Annotated in this window: 14 protein-coding genes; 9 read left to right on the top strand and 5 right to left on the bottom strand. The window is 41.0% G+C overall.

The annotated features are described in order from the left end of the window. Positions 1-28: 28 nt before the first annotated feature. From BUB66_RS04210 to BUB66_RS04185, 7 genes are all read left to right on the top strand, one after another. A complete protein-coding gene (locus BUB66_RS04210; protein ID WP_073255146.1) occupies positions 29-853 on the top strand; it encodes a GNAT family N-acetyltransferase in 825 nt (274 codons plus the stop codon). An 86-nt stretch (positions 854-939) separates the two neighbouring features. Beyond that, positions 940-1,245 (top strand): carboxymuconolactone decarboxylase family protein, encoded by a 306-nt coding sequence (locus BUB66_RS04205; RefSeq protein ID WP_073255142.1) that lies wholly within the window; start codon positions 940-942, stop codon positions 1,243-1,245. A gap of 211 nt (positions 1,246-1,456) precedes the next feature. After that, entirely contained in the window at positions 1,457-1,930 is a 474-nt protein-coding gene (locus BUB66_RS04200; RefSeq protein ID WP_073255139.1) for a C-GCAxxG-C-C family protein, read from the top strand. Between the two features lie 20 nt (positions 1,931-1,950). After that, complete coding sequence (locus tag BUB66_RS12620; protein ID WP_198409353.1) at positions 1,951-2,469, top strand: SLAC1 family transporter; 519 nt, start codon at positions 1,951-1,953, stop codon at positions 2,467-2,469. Continuing rightward, on the top strand, positions 2,441-2,890 hold the full coding sequence (locus BUB66_RS12615; RefSeq protein WP_198409361.1) for a TDT family transporter: 450 nt from the start codon (positions 2,441-2,443) through the stop codon (positions 2,888-2,890). Before BUB66_RS12620 ends, BUB66_RS12615 begins: the two co-directional genes overlap by 29 nt. A 102-nt stretch (positions 2,891-2,992) precedes the next feature. Further along, complete coding sequence (ubiB, locus tag BUB66_RS04190; RefSeq protein WP_084098766.1) at positions 2,993-4,657, top strand: 2-polyprenylphenol 6-hydroxylase; 1,665 nt, start codon at positions 2,993-2,995, stop codon at positions 4,655-4,657. A 27-nt stretch (positions 4,658-4,684) separates the two neighbouring features. Next, positions 4,685-5,845, top strand: coding sequence for a S41 family peptidase (locus BUB66_RS04185; RefSeq protein WP_073255133.1), 1,161 nt, complete (start codon positions 4,685-4,687; stop codon positions 5,843-5,845). Between the two features lie 127 nt (positions 5,846-5,972). On the opposite strand, the gene nikR is transcribed toward BUB66_RS04185, so the two are convergent. Both nikR and BUB66_RS04175 read right to left on the bottom strand, forming a co-directional pair. Next, positions 5,973-6,380, bottom strand: coding sequence for a nickel-responsive transcriptional regulator NikR (gene nikR, locus BUB66_RS04180; protein WP_073255130.1), 408 nt, complete (start codon positions 6,378-6,380; stop codon positions 5,973-5,975). Positions 6,381-6,536: 156 nt separating this feature from the next. Further along, positions 6,537-8,738: an alkaline phosphatase family protein gene (locus BUB66_RS04175; RefSeq protein WP_073255127.1), complete on the bottom strand. Its 2,202-nt coding sequence runs from the start codon at positions 8,736-8,738 to the stop codon at positions 6,537-6,539. A 145-nt stretch (positions 8,739-8,883) separates the two neighbouring features. Here BUB66_RS04175 and BUB66_RS04170 point away from each other — a divergent pair, with 145 nt between their 5' ends. Further along, complete coding sequence (locus BUB66_RS04170) at positions 8,884-9,945, top strand: tetraprenyl-beta-curcumene synthase family protein (protein ID WP_073255124.1); 1,062 nt, start codon at positions 8,884-8,886, stop codon at positions 9,943-9,945. 2 nt (positions 9,946-9,947) lie between these two features. Here BUB66_RS04170 and BUB66_RS04165 read toward each other — a convergent pair whose 3' ends face one another. From BUB66_RS04165 to BUB66_RS04155, 3 genes are all read right to left on the bottom strand, one after another. Continuing rightward, entirely contained in the window at positions 9,948-10,868 is a 921-nt protein-coding gene (locus BUB66_RS04165) for a polyprenyl synthetase family protein (RefSeq protein WP_084098763.1), read from the bottom strand. 127 nt (positions 10,869-10,995) lie between these two features. Continuing rightward, positions 10,996-13,050 carry a methyl-accepting chemotaxis protein gene (locus BUB66_RS04160; protein ID WP_084098760.1) on the bottom strand — a complete coding sequence of 685 codons (2,055 nt, stop codon included), beginning with the start codon at positions 13,048-13,050 and terminating at the stop codon, positions 10,996-10,998. Positions 13,051-13,175: 125 nt separating this feature from the next. After that, entirely contained in the window at positions 13,176-14,081 is a 906-nt protein-coding gene (locus BUB66_RS04155; RefSeq protein ID WP_084098757.1) for a LysR family transcriptional regulator, read from the bottom strand. A gap of 202 nt (positions 14,082-14,283) precedes the next feature. Between BUB66_RS04155 and BUB66_RS04150 the strand changes: the two genes are divergently transcribed. Next, the gene (locus tag BUB66_RS04150; RefSeq protein WP_073255117.1) at positions 14,284-16,248 is read left to right on the top strand and encodes an NAD(P)/FAD-dependent oxidoreductase; all 1,965 of its coding nucleotides are present in this window, start codon (positions 14,284-14,286) and stop codon (positions 16,246-16,248) included. The last annotated feature ends 31 nt before the right edge of the window (positions 16,249-16,279 follow it).

Raw genomic sequence — 16,279 nt, 5'->3', positions numbered from 1 at the left:
GTACTGTAATTTAGGGGGGTAGTCTTGCTTGCTTAAATTATTAACCGAAAAAGATAGAGAAATTATGACGGAGTACATAAAAAAATACCCCTTTGAAACCACCTTTATCCAGGGAAATATTTCTAATTTCAGCATTGAAAATGATAGAAATATAAGAAGATGCGGGGATTACTACGGTTACTTTAAAAACGGCAGGCTGGTAGGCATTATTCCCTTCTACAACTTAGGAAGTTCGACACCGCATTATGAAGATGAGGAATGTATTGAGGCTTTTTCGGAACTGATAATAAAATACAATCTGGAGTTTTTGCTGGGAATGAAAAAAGTAATATCGCCTTTATTTGACAAAATTAAAGATGTGAAAAAAATAAAATTATGCGATGAAGATAGCTTTCAAGTTAATGAAAAATTAACACCCTATGAAAATTCGAAAATAAAAATCATGGATTTTTATGAACTTCCTTTAGAAGAAGCTGCGACCTTTGCTGTAGAAGCTTCAAAAAAGGGATTTGATACGGAGGTAAGTATTGAAGAAAAAATAAAAACTTTTAAGGAAAGGTCAAAAGAAGAGGATTACATATTTGCAATCTACAATGATGAAATCGTAGGGCAGGCATATATTCAGGTGTCAACGGATTTGGTAAACCAAATCGGCGGGGTATATACAAGGGAAAAATACAGAAACAAAGGAATATGTAAAACAATGGTAACAGAACTTTGTAAAAGGATTATAAAAAGGGGTAAAAAACCGGTACTTATGGTAAAAAAACATAATATTCCCGCTGTAAAAGCTTATGAAAGGCTTGGGTTTTCCCATTACGATGATTATATGATGGTTAGGTTTGATAAATAAAAAAATAAAGAATCTAAGATCCAAAACTATTTTAAAAGGTGTTGTGATATAATATTAGAACAAACCATTTAATGGGGAGGGGACATATGCCGTTACCGCCTTTTCTTGAGCCGGTAAGGAAAAACGACCCTGATTTTGGGAAGGCCATTGAAGACGTATATTCTTTGGCCATGGGAGAAGGGGCACTGGACCAGAAGACGAAGCTCTTGATTGCACTAGCCGTGGATGCTGCTCATGGAGCAACCCAGGGGGTAGCGAACATAGCAAGGCAGTTGAGGAGCATGGGAGTGACGGATGAAGAGATAAGAGAGGCGATTCGGATAGCTTATTTTGCCTTCGGGAATTCCATTTTGGCTTCGTACTCGGCGGCTTTTCATGAAGAAATGTTTTAAAAATCGTTATTTGACGACCTAAAATGGATTTTTTCGCATATATAAATTATGATTGTAGATAAATGACATGTTCCGGGAGAATTCCCGGAACTTTTTTATTGATTAAGGCAATAGTTTTTTAATATGAGATAGAAATGATTAATTTCCCTTGCGACAGTTATTCTAGTATAATCATCAACTGGAAATACCTTTTGTGGTAGGGGGAACTATCGTGGAAAAAAATCTTATAGTTGAATCGGTACGCAAGAAAGCCGAGGGTTATTTTGCCCGAGGAGAATTTTTTTGTTCGGAGGCGGTGGTTCACACAATCAATGAGCTGCTCGGCTGGCCCTTTCCTGAAGAAGTGGTAAAAATGGCATCGGGATTTCCGATAGGACTTGGAAAATCTGGATGCCTTTGCGGTGCGGTCAGCGGCGGCGCTATGGCTCTGGGGATGGCTTACGGTAGAAAACACGGCGAAACCATGAATGAGAAAATGTTTCAAATGTCCGCGGCTCTACACGACCATATCAAAAATATGTATAAAAGCACCTGCTGTCGCGTCCTCGTCAAAGATTACGAATTTTCCAGCCCCGAAAGGAAGGCGCATTGCGTAAAAATAACGGGTGAAGTTGCGGCATGGATAGCTGAAAAGCTGCTCGAAGATCCCCAAATTGCTCCTAGAATTAATGAGGCCTTTAATTAAATTTAACGCCGGTGAGAACAATGGACAGGATAGTTAAAAGTGTACCTATTCCGATATCCGGCCTCATGCTCGGTGTAGCTGCAGCGGGAAACTTGTTGTCGCAGTACGGTAGTGTATATAAAAATATTTTCGGGTTTCTGTCGGCAGTTATTCTCGTTTTAGTTGTTGCAAAAATAATAATGGTGCCGAAGTCGGTGCTAGAAAGTTTTGAGAACCTCGCGGTTGCAGGTGTGATGCCTACTTTTTCCATGGGGATAATAATCTTAGCAAATTATATAAAAGATTACCTTTACGAAGCAGCATATTTATTGTGGTTTTCGGGTTTATGCCTGCACCTTATAGTGATGTATTTTTTCACCAAAAAGTACATTTTGAACTTTAAAATAGAAAAAGTTTTCCCTAGCTATTTTGTAGTTTATGTTGGGATTGTTTGCGGAAAGCGTAACTTCCCCAACGTTTGGCTTTGTCAGCCTTGGACGGTTCTTGTTCTGGTTCGGATTTATTGCTTACTTGATTTTGCTTCCGTTGATATTGTATAGAGTTTTGGTTATAAAAAGACTGCCGGAACCGGCATTTCCGACGATTGCCATACTTTCGGCACCGGCTAGTTTATGTCTTGCGGGTTATCTTAGTTCGTTTCAAGATAAAAGTTTGAATTTGATCGTTTTCCTGAGCTTGCTTTCATTATCCATGTTTTTTTTAGCAATTATGTATATCCCCGGGATAATGAGATTAAAGTTTTATCCAAGCTATTCGGCTCTTACATTTCCCTTTGTGATAACAGCCGTTGCCTTGAAGGGTGCGTTTAATTTTTTGACAAAAACTTTTAAGTTATATCCGCAGTTTTTGTACTTTGTCAGGTTGCTGGAGTTATGGGCTATAGCGATGGTTATTTACGTATTCATCAGGTACGTCATTTTCATTCTGTCCGAAACCAGAACTCAAGATGTCTCACCCTGATTTTAAGGGTGATTTTTTTTGTAAGATTTAACGGGATAAATTGCATTTTCCAGTAAGCGGTGGTAACATAAAAGCTGAAGGATGATCGAGGAGGTTTTTCTCTTGCGGCTCAGTCAGCTCAATACCACTTATCTTCACGCGAAAAGGTACAGAGAAATAATAAACGTAATAGTCAAGTACGGTTTCGGATTCCTGGTGGAAAAGGTGGGACTCGTTCGCTTGATTAAAAGAGAAAAGTACCGAGAGCTCGGGAGATTGACTGCTCCGGAAAGAGTGAGATTGATGCTGGAAGAATTGGGGCCGACTTTCATCAAGTTCGGTCAGATCCTGGCGACAAGACCCGATTTAGTTCCTCAGGATTACATAGAAGAACTAAAAAAGCTGCACGACAGAATCCCCGGAGTCGGTTTCGAAAGAATAAAGAGGCAGGTTGAAAAGGAATTGGGAAAGGCCATAGAAGAGGTGTATTCTTTTTTTGACCCTCATCCCTTCGCCGCCGCCTCGATAGCTCAGGTCCACAGGGCTATATTAAAGGGAGAGCAGGAGGTGGTGGTAAAGGTACAAAGACCGGGTATAGAAAGGATAATCAGGGCGGACCTGGATATCCTGCATAACCTGGCAAAGCTTGCCGAGAAACATATACCCGAAAGCCGCTTATACGATCCGGTAAGTCTGGTATCGGAATTTGCCAGGGCCATACAGAAAGAACTTGACTTTACAAAAGAAGCATGGAACGTAGAAAAGTTCAGACGAAATTTCGAAGGTGACATAAGCGTTTACGTGCCGAAAGTATTTTGGGAATACACTACGAGAAAGGTTTTAACCATTGAATATGTGGAAGGTGTCAGGGTTGACCAGATAGAAAAGATTTCAAAAACAGGAATTTCTAAAAAGAAAATAGCGGAAAACGGTGCAAGGGCAATACTGAAGCAGATTTTCGTGCACGGATTTTTCCATGCAGATCCTCATCCCGGCAATATATTGGTGCGGCCAGACGGCAGTATAGCGTTTATCGACTTCGGAATGGTGGGCAGGATAGACCGCAACACAATGAGAAAGATGGCTGAAATAATGCTGGGAGTCATAAGTAAAGATGAGGAGAGAATCGTGAATCTCCTCCTGGAGATCGGGGCTTCTGAGAAGTGTGGCAATTTTGAGGAATTAATGCTCGACGTGCAAGATATTCTTGACCGGTATTACGGTAAAACCTTGAAGGAAATAAATATGCCGGAACTCATCAACGAAATTTTCCTTACCGCCGGAAGACATGGTATAAAAATACCTTCGAAATTTGCGCTGCTTTGCAAAGCCATATTGACCATTGATGGTATCGGAAGACAGCTTTATCCAGAGTTCGATTTTATAAAAGCGGCAAAGCCCTTTGTAAAGCAATTTATTAGGGAAAGATATAATCCAAAGTATTTTACAAAGGAAATCAGGAAAAATATAACAAATATTATGCGATCCTCTGCCATTTTGCCCGACCTGATTGATGAAATTTATAATAAAGTGAAGAGAGATAGTATAAAAATTGATTTTGAGTACAACGGCCTTGAAAAATTTGCATTCGAGCTCAACAGAATGGCCAACAGGCTTGTATTCAGCATGATAGTGGCATCGCTGATAATTGGTTCATCGCTGGTTGTCCGAGCTGGGATAGGTCCTATCGTCGGAGGGATGCCTCTAATGGGAATATTGGGGTTTGTCCTTGCCGGTTTGTTGGGGTTGGGATTGTTGATTTCCATATTAAGAACAGGTATAATGTGAGAAAATTGTATGATGGAGGAATGAGATATGAATAAGAAAAGATGCAGAGCATTTTTACTTGTTTTGATTATTTTACTTACTTCTTTGCCTGTGCTGTCGGCTAAAGCCGCTCTTCAGGAAAGCTCTGCCGAGGCAGAACTTATAATGAGTATTGTTGACTTCATCAACAACAATTTCGCCGGCGAAGTGGACAATGTGAAATTAATCCAGGGGGCCATTCGGGGGATGGTGGAATCGCTGGGTGATCCGTATACTGAATATTTAACTCCGGAAGAATTAAAAGATTTTCAGACAGAAGCTAAGGGGAGTTTCGGCGGCATAGGGATAGTGATAACATCGAGAGATAATTTTGCCACCGTAGTTTCGGTAATTGATAATTCCCCCGCTGCCAAAGCCGGTATGATGCCTGGGGATAGGATAGTGGAGATTGATGGAAAGGACGTGAGAAACTTAAGAATTTCGGAAATAGCATCTCGCTTGAGAGGTGCTGTGGGGACTAAAGTGAGCGTAGGTGTTCAAAGAGAAGGTAAAATGTTGAAATTTGTTATGACCCGGGAAATAATTACGATAAATCCCGTAGTTTTTAGGATTTTGGAAAAGGACATAGGATACATAAAGATTAGCGAGTTTAACGAGAATACAGCGGTAAACGTAAAAAAGGCACTGGATTTTTTTGAAAAAAACAAAGTACAGGGAATCATCCTGGATTTAAGAAATAATCCCGGCGGAATTCTTCAGCAGGCCGTGAAAGTGGCAGAATATTTTGTTCCCCAAGGACCGATTGTAAAGGTGGTTTTTAAAAACGGCAGAACCATAGTATACAATTCCGAATCGGGGCCTTTGCCTTTTAAGCTGGTGGTACTTGTAAATGGCGGTTCGGCCAGCGCTTCTGAAATAGTTGCCGGGGCCATAAAGGACAGAAAATCGGGGATACTAATAGGTGAGAGGACTTTCGGCAAGGCTACCGTCCAGCAAATTGTCGACCTGGGCCCCTTTGGCGGCATTAAGATAACAGTAGGAAGATATGTTACTCCCGGGGGAGTCGATATAAATAAAAGCGGCATATCCCCCGACATAGAGGTAAAGCAGGCAATGAGTGTTGACGAAGAACAGTATGATTTGCAGATTGAAATGGCTTTGGAAATTTTGAGGGAGCTAATGACTAGAAAGATGGATAATGCTGCATGAAAAGACCGGCAATTAAAGCCGGTTTTTCGTTTCTACAGGTATACTTGCTCCTAATTTTGCATAAATCATCCTCCTTTAAATGCTTTATGTCCAAAAAAACAGTAAAAAATTATAGATTTGCCATCGGTTAAATTATTGCGGTAACGGACAACTTCGAATGTTTTACGCCTTTCGGGGAAGAGACCTTTTCATAGAGCTTTTTTATATCCTGCGCCTTGCCCTTTACTATAAGTACTTCAAGGCAGTTTTTTTCGTCAAAATGCACATGGACTGTGGATATAATTAAATGGTGGAAACCGTGCTGTATGTGGGTGAGAGTATCGGTAATCCCGTGGGCGTCATGCTCGTAGATAATCGTGATAGTGCCGGCAAGGGTTCCACTTTCATTTTCCCACATATCTTCGATAAGAGCGTTTCTCACTAAATCTCTTAGAGCTTCCGAACGGCTGGTATAACCTTTTTTTTGTATCAACCTGTCGAATTTATCTAGCAACTCCTGGCTCATAGATATTCCAAACCTGATAGTATCCGACATAATTGTCCTCCCTGAATGTTACTTTTTTGAGTATCATGCTGCGAATATAATATCATAACGCTGAGGAAAGCTCAATAAAAAATTAACAAAATGGCGCTTCATGCCTCCTTCGGCGTCGCGGACGACTTCCAGCAGTTTAATTTTTTTCACGCTGATTCACCCTTTGAGGTACATTTCGCTTTTATCGTTAATATTCTCATCGGCTATAAATAGCAGGACGGGGAGGCCGAAAAAAATGGCCATTGTTCCCGAAGCTACGATGCCCGAATCGTTGAATATGAGGGCAAGGATGGAGCCTATGCTGGTTCCCGTAAAACCGGCATAAAAATTGGATTGCTTTTTAAATATCTTTTTCATAGTGTTGGGCGGCTTGAAGGAAAGGGAAATGAGAGCCACTATGGTCGTGACCAAGGCTCGGGTCCAGGGGGTGTATTTGAAAAGCCTGTAATTCATGGAAACTTTCCTTATTACTATCGAAACAGCGGGTTTCATTCCGCCTTCTCTTATAAGGTCCACCGTCTGGCTTATGTGGCTGGGCGGACCTGAGATAACAGAAAACAAGAACAAAAGCAAAGTAAAAAATGCGATAATGGCGAGGATACTTACAAAAGTCCTAAAATTAAGTTTTGAACCGGAAAGTAAAATCAAGGTCGTCAAATAAGCGCCGCAGGCGGTAATAGCGCCGCCGACGTTGCTTCCAAAAGAAGGTGAAGAAATAAGGTAAAAGGAAATGCTGAAAATTAAAATACTCATAGCTGTCAGGAGTCGCCGGTTTATTTTAAGATTGTCGAATACGGTTGTAACACCTACTACGGTTGAGCCGACTAGAACGCCCATATATTCGTTCCCCAGCCCGTAATAGCGGGCTCCCGCAATCGGGTCATGTCCCAGAACTGAACTTCCTAAAAGTTTTCCGCCGGTTAACAGGTCGGCGACTATTGCCAAGGCAGTTGATAAACTAATAAGGGAAACGGCACCGGCGGTGCTTTTTGCTTTCGATGCAATTATCACTGCTGCTATGGTAATTATGATGGTCCAAAAAAACATGTAAAATATATTTTCTCCAGGAATCAGCGCGAGTATCAGGAACGTCAGAGGCAGCGACATGCTGGCTAGTAAAAAAGGTCTTATAAAAACGAGATAATTTTTTCTATAATAGATAAAAAGCAGGAAAGTCAGCGAAACCAATATTTGCATGGCGACGTAGGATTTTATAAAATACGGCCTATAGGTGTATGTAAGGGTTGCTTTTTCGCTTAATTTCAGAAGATGGTCGTATGCATTGGTAAAGTATACGCTTTCGATGGGATGGCCCAACATTTCAACAGGCACCGGAATTTGAAAAAAGGAAAGTACGGTCGGTGCTATGTCCACGTTGGCTATTATACCGGCTCGTCGCGTTGTGGAAGATATGGCAAGACCCCGATTCAAATTAGGGCCGATAGCTATAAAAGGCGTGAGCAGTTTTTTCTCCCTGTATCCGTTAAAAGATGGGAAGGGTGTTACTACCAGCAACAGGTCCCTTCTGGTGTCCAAATTATCAACTATCTTCCCGATGAATTCGTCGCAATCTTTTAGAGCTTTAACCCTGTAATTTTCGTATAATTCAGTGGTTACAAAATTGACGATGTCATTAGCTCTTACGGTATCTCCCAGGTGTATTACGATGAAGCCCCCTTTTTTCTTAAGTTCCATAAATTTCCTATATAGTTTATCGTAATCAGTTTTTAAAAAGAAGGGACTGCTTTCATCTTGTGTGTTTATATCCCCGGCTACATAACCGGAATGAACTATCCCGTTTGAGTCCATAGCAATAAGGGCTGCCATTCTATTTTTTTCATAGTCGGTATCGGCATTTCCGAGGACGGCGACCGGTATGCCGTTATTTTTTAAAATTTCCCCCAAAAGGCCGGGTTTTACCTCGTAGTTTTGCCTTTTGCTTTCTTCGATAATTCGTGCTATATCAAGCTGAATAATGGCGCTGTCTGGCACCGGGCGCCCCGTGTACAATTTATACGCGGTGGCTGCTTCGGTGAATTCATACTTTTCGAAGGCCATCAGTGCATTTTTGCCTTTACCTCCAGTATGAGCCTTTGTGCCGGCTCCGATAGAAAGATAACAGCCGGCGGGGTCGTAGTTTCCGCCCGGTCTTGTATTCATGAGGCCTACGGCAGCCCCGGAAATGAGGTTTTTCAGGTTTGGGTAATCTCCTGCGAGGTCTTCGAGGTCAATCCGGTCTAAAACTATCATGACGGCAGTTTTAGGAAAATTATTGCCGTCGATGGTTAAGGCAAAACATTGAGTCTGCAATAAAATGAAAAAAAACGTAACAATTAAAATCGCTTTTTTTATTGTCATAGACTCACTCCCGTCTTTCCTTCGACTTACAATTAATATTATTGAATTTGAGGTGCGTTTTTATGTCGTGTTGATGGATTAATATAAAAGCTGTTATTGGCAAATAATAGTAGGAGAAAAAAATAGATTTTTCGGAGGTTCTGCCGTGCTAAAGCAAAGCTTTTACCGGATTGGAATTCTGCATAGATTTGTAAATAAGGTGTTTCCGCAGGTTGAAGCGGAATTGAAAAGGTACATGCGTATGGCAGAGAAAATCCCGGCCCCCGTGCTTAAAACACAGGCGGTTGAAAGCATAAAGAAAAAGAAATTTCATTGTCAAGGAGGCAGCGTATATGCTCTATATCCTGGTGTGCCTCAAAGGGATATGGTGCGCTTTATTGTGTCTTATCAGACCATCAGCGATTACCTTGACAATTTGTGCGACAGAGCCAAGGTAGAAGATGAAGAAGCTTTTAAAAGGCTTCACCTGGCGATGACCGACGCCCTCATGCCGGGGGAAGTGTTTAGCGATTATTACGAGCGCTATCCTTATAAGAATGATGGCGGTTATCTGAGATTGCTGGTGGCAGAATGCAAGGCGTTCATTTCCGATTTACCGTCTTATGCCATCGTAAGGGAAAAAATATTATTTCTAGCCAGGCTTTATTCGGAGCTGCAGACCTACAAGCATCTTGTGCCGGAGGTAAGGGAATGCCGTATGACTGGATGGTATGAAAATTATCTCGGGTACTTTCCGGAGATAAACGGGTGGGAATTTGCCGCAGCCGCTGGGTCTACGTTGGGGATTTTTATGCTGGTCGCTGCAGCGATGAACCCTGATTTGGAGGGGCTTGAAGCTTGGGAGATATTCCATTCTTACTTTCCATGGATATGCGGTTTGCACATACTGCTGGACTATTACATAGATTTAGATGAGGATGAAGCAAACGGCGATCTCAATTTCGTAAGTTATTACGCGAATCTGACAAATTGTCTCGAAAGACTTAAAGTATTTTACAAAAATTCCCAAAACGAAGCGACTAAATTAAGATATCCATTTTTCCATTCCACTGTAGTGGACGGCCTTATGGCCATGTACCTTTCGGACCCCAAAGCTTTTTACGGCGAGCGCAGTTTGGTCACGGAAGAGCTTTTGGACTATTGCGGTAAAAACACCAGGATGATGCATGGCTTTTGTTGCTGGCTGAGAAAGAAAAAAAGGATTTAAGATTATTTTTTCCTTTTGACAACTTCAAAAGAAAGCTCGACAAGGAGTTTTTTATATACCGACTCGGGTAATTCGCTCAATATATCCCTTGCCTTCTTGGAAAACTCTTCAGCTTTTGCATAAGAGATATTTACGGCTTCGGATTTTTTTAAATCAGAAATGAGCTGGGATTTTACTTTTAAAAGGCGGTATCTGTCGTTTAAAAATGGATGGTATTTCGAGCCCAGCGGACTTTCTCGCAAGAAATATATGTAGGGAAGTGATACCTTGCCCTCCTCCAAATCATGGCCCACCGGTTTTCCGACTTCCACCTCATCCCCTATCACGTCCAGAAGGTCGTCGACAATCTGGAAAGCACAGCCCAGGTAAAGGCCATAAAGGCCCATTTTTTCTACATCTTTTTCACTAGCTTTTCCGCAAACCGCTCCGGCTTTGCAGCATGCCGAGATGAGAGAGGCGGTCTTTTTTTCTATGATTTTAAAATAATATTTTTCATCAATGGATAGATTATCCACAGCCTGCATAACTTCACCGTGACACATTTCCTGGATTGCTGCGACAAAATAGTCTTTGCAGCGGTGCAGGTTGTGGACGGAAAGGACCTCAAAAGCCTTTGCAAAAGCATAGTCTCCGGCAAGAACCGCAATATGGTTTCCATGTATGTAATTTATAGTTGGTTGGTTTCTCCGGAAGCAGGATTCGTCTATTACATCGTCGTGGATGAGTGAAGCAGTGTGAATTAGTTCGGTGGCTACTGCGGAATAAATCATGTCCAGATTTACCGGTGAAAAGCAAAGACCTGAGAGAAGAACAAGCTTAGGCCTTAATCGTTTTCCACCGGTAAACATATTTTTAAGTATAGTGCTCAAAGGTTCTTTGCACTGTGATATTATGCGCATCAATTCTCTTTCGACGAGTATCATGGCCTCTGTTATCAGTTTGGTATCCCTCCTGATGTTTTCTCATTTTCAAGGATATTTTTTTCACGAGATTATTTTTTTATACAAATAAAATAAGCGGCGCAACGAAAATTGCGCCGCTTGCCTTTTTCTAAACCTTGAATTTGCTTACTGCTGAAGATAGGTTTTCCGCCAATTCAGCAAGTTTCCTTGCAAAAAATGCTATATTTTCCATGGCCGCTGTCTGTTCCTGTGTGGATGCAGTGACTTCTTCGCTTGCAGCAGCCGTTTCTTGGGATACAGAAGTTATGTCGGTTATTTTGTTGACGATCCTTTCGATATTTATGTACTGGGTACTTATTTCTTCCGAAATCTGCCTTGCAGCCGTTGCAGTGGCTTCTATGTCGGAAATGAGCCTGTTAAATGTTTCATTGGCATCGGCTATTATCTGAGTTCCGCTTTCTACTTCTCTTGAGCTTTTACCCATGGATTCCACGGCTATTTGGCTATTTTCCTGGATTTGCCTTACTATGTCCGAAATTTGCTTTGCGGCTTGGCCTGATTTTTCGGCGAGTTTCCTTATCTCCTGGGCTACCACAGCAAATCCCCGCCCCGATTCGCCCGCCCTTGCAGCTTCGATTGAGGCATTTAGTGCGAGTAGATTTGTCTGTTCTACTATGTCTTTTATGATATCTGATATCTTTCCTATTTCTTTTACACTTGCGTCCAAGTCAACGATTATATTTTTAGACTGGTCTACTGAGTATTTTATAGAATCCATACTGGAATTAGCTTCGTTCATCTTGACTTGTCCGTTTTTAGCACGTTTGAGCATTTCCTCCGCAGCTTGCGCTGTGGAACGGGCGTTATCATCAATTTTGCCGTTTGATATAACAAGGTCATTTATTACATCGGATATTTCGCTCAATTTTTGCGATTGATCCGATGCGCCTGCTGCTATTTGTTCCATGGCGGTAGAAATCTGTTCGGCGGCTTTTTTGCTGTTTTCTGCGTATTCGGCCTGGCTTTTTGTTGCCGTTGAAAGTTCTTCTGCGGTCTTTTTGATTTCAATAACAAGATTTTTTAGACCCGTAATCATAGAATTGAATGAGGAGGCTAAAAATCCTATTTCCGATGAATCTCTTATATCTATGGTTTCCGTTAAGTCGCCCGTGGATACCTGACTAGAAACCGTCACCATTTTGAGTATAGGTGATGAAATCCTGCTGCCAATATATAATCCCGCGGCAACACTTATTATGACAGTAAAAAGGCCGATCAAAGTGAAGACTCTGGTCACCTTGTAGATATTGGAATACGCTTCGGATACTGGTTGGCTTACGAAAATTCCCCATCCGGTGGCGGGTTGCGAACCATAAGCTACGAATATTTTATTTCCGTTTTCCGAGAAAGTTATGAAGCCTATTTTACCCGATAGGGCTTGCTTTACAAAATCGTACTTCATGTAGTTTTCTCTAGACCTTACTATTTTATAATCCTTATGGCCTATTACGTTGCCGTCACTGTCTGTTATAAAAGCATAACCTGATGTGCCAACTTTTAACTTTGAAATTATAGAAGTTAAGGATACGAGTGATATATCTGCTGATAAAACTCCTTTAATTTCCCCTTTATCTGAGAATATAGGTGAAGACATGGATATAATCATCGACCCTGAAGCAGGGTCTAATCTTGTCTTGGTAATATATACGTCCTTTTGATTAATGGCCCCTGTATACCAACTTTCGCTTAAGACGTTTGTTTCTTCTGATAAACTGGAATAAGGTATGCCGAAAACGTTTCCCTGGGTATCGGCGATAAAAACCCTGCTAATCTGCGGATACCGGGAAAGCATATCGTAAATGAATGTTTCTATGGCATATCTTTCCATAGAGCGGACGATATTGGTACTCGCAAGAAAAGATACCAAGTTTTTATTTTCGTTTATAAAAATATCTATATTGTCGTTCAACGAACTTACTATGAGGCTGGTCTTTTCTTTGACCTCGCTTTCCATTGAACTTTTAATGAAAAGATTTATTATACCGCTTAAAACTATAAGGGGCAGCAGTGCCATAATAATTAGATATACTACTAGGCGGGTCTTGAGGCTATGCTTAGTTTTTTTGGATATAGAAAATGATCTAAATGCAGATGATAGAAAATTGAGTTTTCCTAATCTTTCTGAAAACTTCAGCCACTTCACGACATTACCTCCTATATAAAATTGGCATTTTCCACTAATTATATCTAATTATGTCATTTTTAGCAATAAAGGAAAAAAGTCTCGCTATTTTGATTCAAAAGGTTCAAATTGCTTTGCCGGCAAAATTATGACTTGTTTTTGTATTTTTCTATAAAGTAGTCTATAAACTTTTTCGCAGCTTTGCTGATCTTTGTCCCTTTTTTTAGTATAAATCCGGCATCCCAGTAAGCTGTAGGATCATCGATGGGGATTATCTTAATATTTTTATATTCTTCTATGTGGGGATGCGTAAGTTTATCTACAAATATAAAAATGCCTTGGTTCAATTCCACAAAATCGTAAGCGACCTTCAAATCGTGACTTGATTTAAAGTAGACCTTAGGAGCAAAGCCAGCTTTCTCAAAATGTTCAAGGATGACTGGTTGGATCCGAAAAGTATCGCTCAACAGTATCAGTTTTTCGTTTTTAAGGTCCTCAAATCTTACACTCTTTTTATCTGAAAGAGGGTTGGCTTTATTGACTATAACGATTAATTTTTCCCTTATGAGATGATGATAAATAAAATTGCTCAGGTCTTTAGGTTTTACGGTCAAAGCTAGATCTAGAGTTCCGTTTAATACATTTGCTTCACAGTCTATATCGGAAAATTCTGCTATTTCAATGTGAATATCCCGGTTTTTTTGCTCGAATTCAATTATTGCCCTGACCCCTAAAATTTGGAGGGTGCCTGGGGCAAACCCTATTTTTATCGTTGTTTTTTCTTTGTCTATTTTACTTTTTACATCGGAAACGAATTCCTCATAGGTTTTGACAAGAAGTTCTGCCCTCGAAAGAACGTACCTCCCCGCTTCCGTAAGAGTGACGCCTCTGGGCGTACGTTCAAAAAGCTGTGTTCCTAACTGCTTCTCTAGCTTTTGGATGCGCTTACTTAAAGCCTGTTGAGTTATAAAAAGTTCCTCTGCAGTTTTAGAAAAGCTCTTATTTTTGCATATAAGCACGAAATATTTAAGAGAAGTCATATCAATTTCCATTTCATCACTCTCGCTTCTTGGTCTACTACTGAAATATTACAATATGGATCTAAAGGTATCAAGGCCTTTGAAAGGATATCTTTACGGTCAAAAAAAAATTGTAGCTAATACAACTGCTTTATGTTAGGCAAGGAGTTTTATGTTGGGTAAAATATATATTGAAATGGGATAGTTATAACATTAACAAATGGGAGGGAAAGGTATGTTTGAAAGCTTGTTTTCTCACGGCAAAATAGGGACTATGGAAACAAAAAACAGGGTCGTCTTTACAGCTATGGGAAACGCCCTCGCGAATTCCGACGGAACCATTTCGGAAAGAGACATCCAATTTTACGCGGCTAGGGCAAAAGGTGGAGTAGGGCTCATTATCACCGAATGTATGGTTGTGGATGAGAGAGGCAAAGGTAATACCAGACAGATGTGTGTGTTTGACGATAAATTTATACCCGGTCTTAGAGCTCTGGCCGATGAGGTGCACAAATACGGTACGAAGATCGTGGCTCAGATTTATCATCCGGGAAGGCAAGGAATTTCTGCGATAAACGGAAATGAGCCGATGGCGGCACCGAGCGAGGTAGAATGCAAAGTCGTGCATCAACCCGTGAGGGCGATGAGTACGGAAGAAGTCGAGGAAATGGTAAAAAAATTTGTAGATGCTGCAGTTCGAATAAAGAAAGCCGGATTTGACGGTGTTGAAGTCCATGGAGCGCACGGATATTTAATAAACCAGTTTTTAAGCCCGTATACAAATAAAAGGACAGACAAGTACGGCGGGAGTTTTGAAAACAGGATGAGGTTTTTAGAAGAAATAGTAGTTGGCATTAGAGAAAAGTGCGGAAAAGATTTTCCACTTCTTGTAAGATTGACGGTCGATGAATTTTTGGAAAAGGTTGGGCTTCCAAATGAAGGGCTTCATCTAGAAGATGGGGTAAAAATATCAAAGAGGCTTGAGGAGCTTGGCGTGGATGCACTGGATATAAGTTGCGGTATCTATGAAACAATGAATGTGTCCTGGGAACCGGCTTCTTACGAGCAGGGATGGAAGATATATCTTGCTGAAACGATAAAGAAAGCTGTGGACATCCCGGTGATAGGAGTTTCAGTGATAAGGGACCCCGAATTTGCAGACAGGATGATAAGGGAAGGCAAGATCGACTTTGCGGGTTCCGCAAGACAGCATTTTGCAGATCCTGAATGGGCAAACAAAGCAATGGAAGGAAGAGTGAATGAAATAAGGAAGTGCATATCTTGCCTTTATTGTATGGAAACATTAATAGGTGCCGATATAACGGGAATGACCTGTCAGTGCAGCATAAACATTCAAAGTGGCCGCGAATGGGAGTTAAATCAATTTAAGGAAAATGGGGAAGGTAGGATTGTAGCTATAATAGGCGCGGGGCCTGCGGGGCTTGAGGCAGCAAGAATACTGGCAAAACGGAAGTTCAGGCCGGTAATTTTTGAAAGGACTGATAAAATAGGCGGACAGTTAAACCTTGCAAGCAAGCCTCCCAAAAAGGAGAAAATAAATTGGCTCATTGATTATTATAAGTCTCAGATTGAAAAGGAGAATATAGAGGTAAGATTTAATGCGATGCCGACGGTTGATGAATTAAAGGCACTTAACCCCTATGCGGTGTTTGTGGCTCAAGGTTCAGAGCCCATAGTACCTAAAACGATTCCCGGCATCGGAAGCGAAAACGTATTCACAGCAGAAGACATACTGGCTGAGAAAGTATATATATCCGGTAAAAAAGTAGCAGTAGTTGGATCTGGAATGACAGGGCTTGAAACTGCTCATTACCTTGCTGAAAAAGGAAATGAGGTCAGTTTATTTGAAATGCTAGATGAAATCGGTCCCGGTTTATTTTTCCAGAATTTAATAGACGTGTTGGGCCACCTGCAAGCTTATGATGTGAAGCTAAATCCAAACCATAAACTTGTTGCGATAAATGGAAACGAAGTGGTTTTTGAGAACACTAAAACTCAAGGAAAAGTCGTTTACAACTTTGATTACGTGGTGCTGTCTCTTGGGAGGACACCGAATAAGAACTTGGTTGAAGAGATAAAAAGCAGTTTTGAAAAGGTCTTTATACTGGGAGATGCGGAAAAAGCAGGGAAAATAAGAAATGCTGTAGAGGCTGGCTTTTTAGCAGCGTATAATTTGTAAAATATCAATGAAGCTAAAAAGGGGGAATCCT

This window comes from Caldanaerovirga acetigignens (assembly GCF_900142995.1).
Taxonomy (GTDB): domain Bacteria; phylum Bacillota; class Thermosediminibacteria; order Thermosediminibacterales; family Thermosediminibacteraceae; genus Fervidicola; species Fervidicola acetigignens.
The sequence above is the reverse complement of the archived record's forward strand: the minus strand, read 5'-3'. Positions and strand labels throughout refer to the sequence as shown.

Coding starts and splice junctions, on each gene's coding strand:
- BUB66_RS04205 (WP_073255142.1), top strand. CDS start 940: ATGCCGTTACCGCCTTTTCTTGAGCCGGTAAGGAAAAACGACCCTGAT.
- BUB66_RS12620 (WP_198409353.1), top strand. CDS start 1,951: ATGGACAGGATAGTTAAAAGTGTACCTATTCCGATATCCGGCCTCATG.
- BUB66_RS04185 (WP_073255133.1), top strand. CDS start 4,685: ATGAATAAGAAAAGATGCAGAGCATTTTTACTTGTTTTGATTATTTTA.
- nikR (WP_073255130.1), bottom strand. CDS start 6,380: ATGTCGGATACTATCAGGTTTGGAATATCTATGAGCCAGGAGTTGCTA.
- BUB66_RS04175 (WP_073255127.1), bottom strand. CDS start 8,738: ATGACAATAAAAAAAGCGATTTTAATTGTTACGTTTTTTTTCATTTTA.
- BUB66_RS04165 (WP_084098763.1), bottom strand. CDS start 10,868: ATGATACTCGTCGAAAGAGAATTGATGCGCATAATATCACAGTGCAAA.
- BUB66_RS04155 (WP_084098757.1), bottom strand. CDS start 14,081: ATGGAAATTGATATGACTTCTCTTAAATATTTCGTGCTTATATGCAAA.
- BUB66_RS04150 (WP_073255117.1), top strand. CDS start 14,284: ATGTTTGAAAGCTTGTTTTCTCACGGCAAAATAGGGACTATGGAAACA.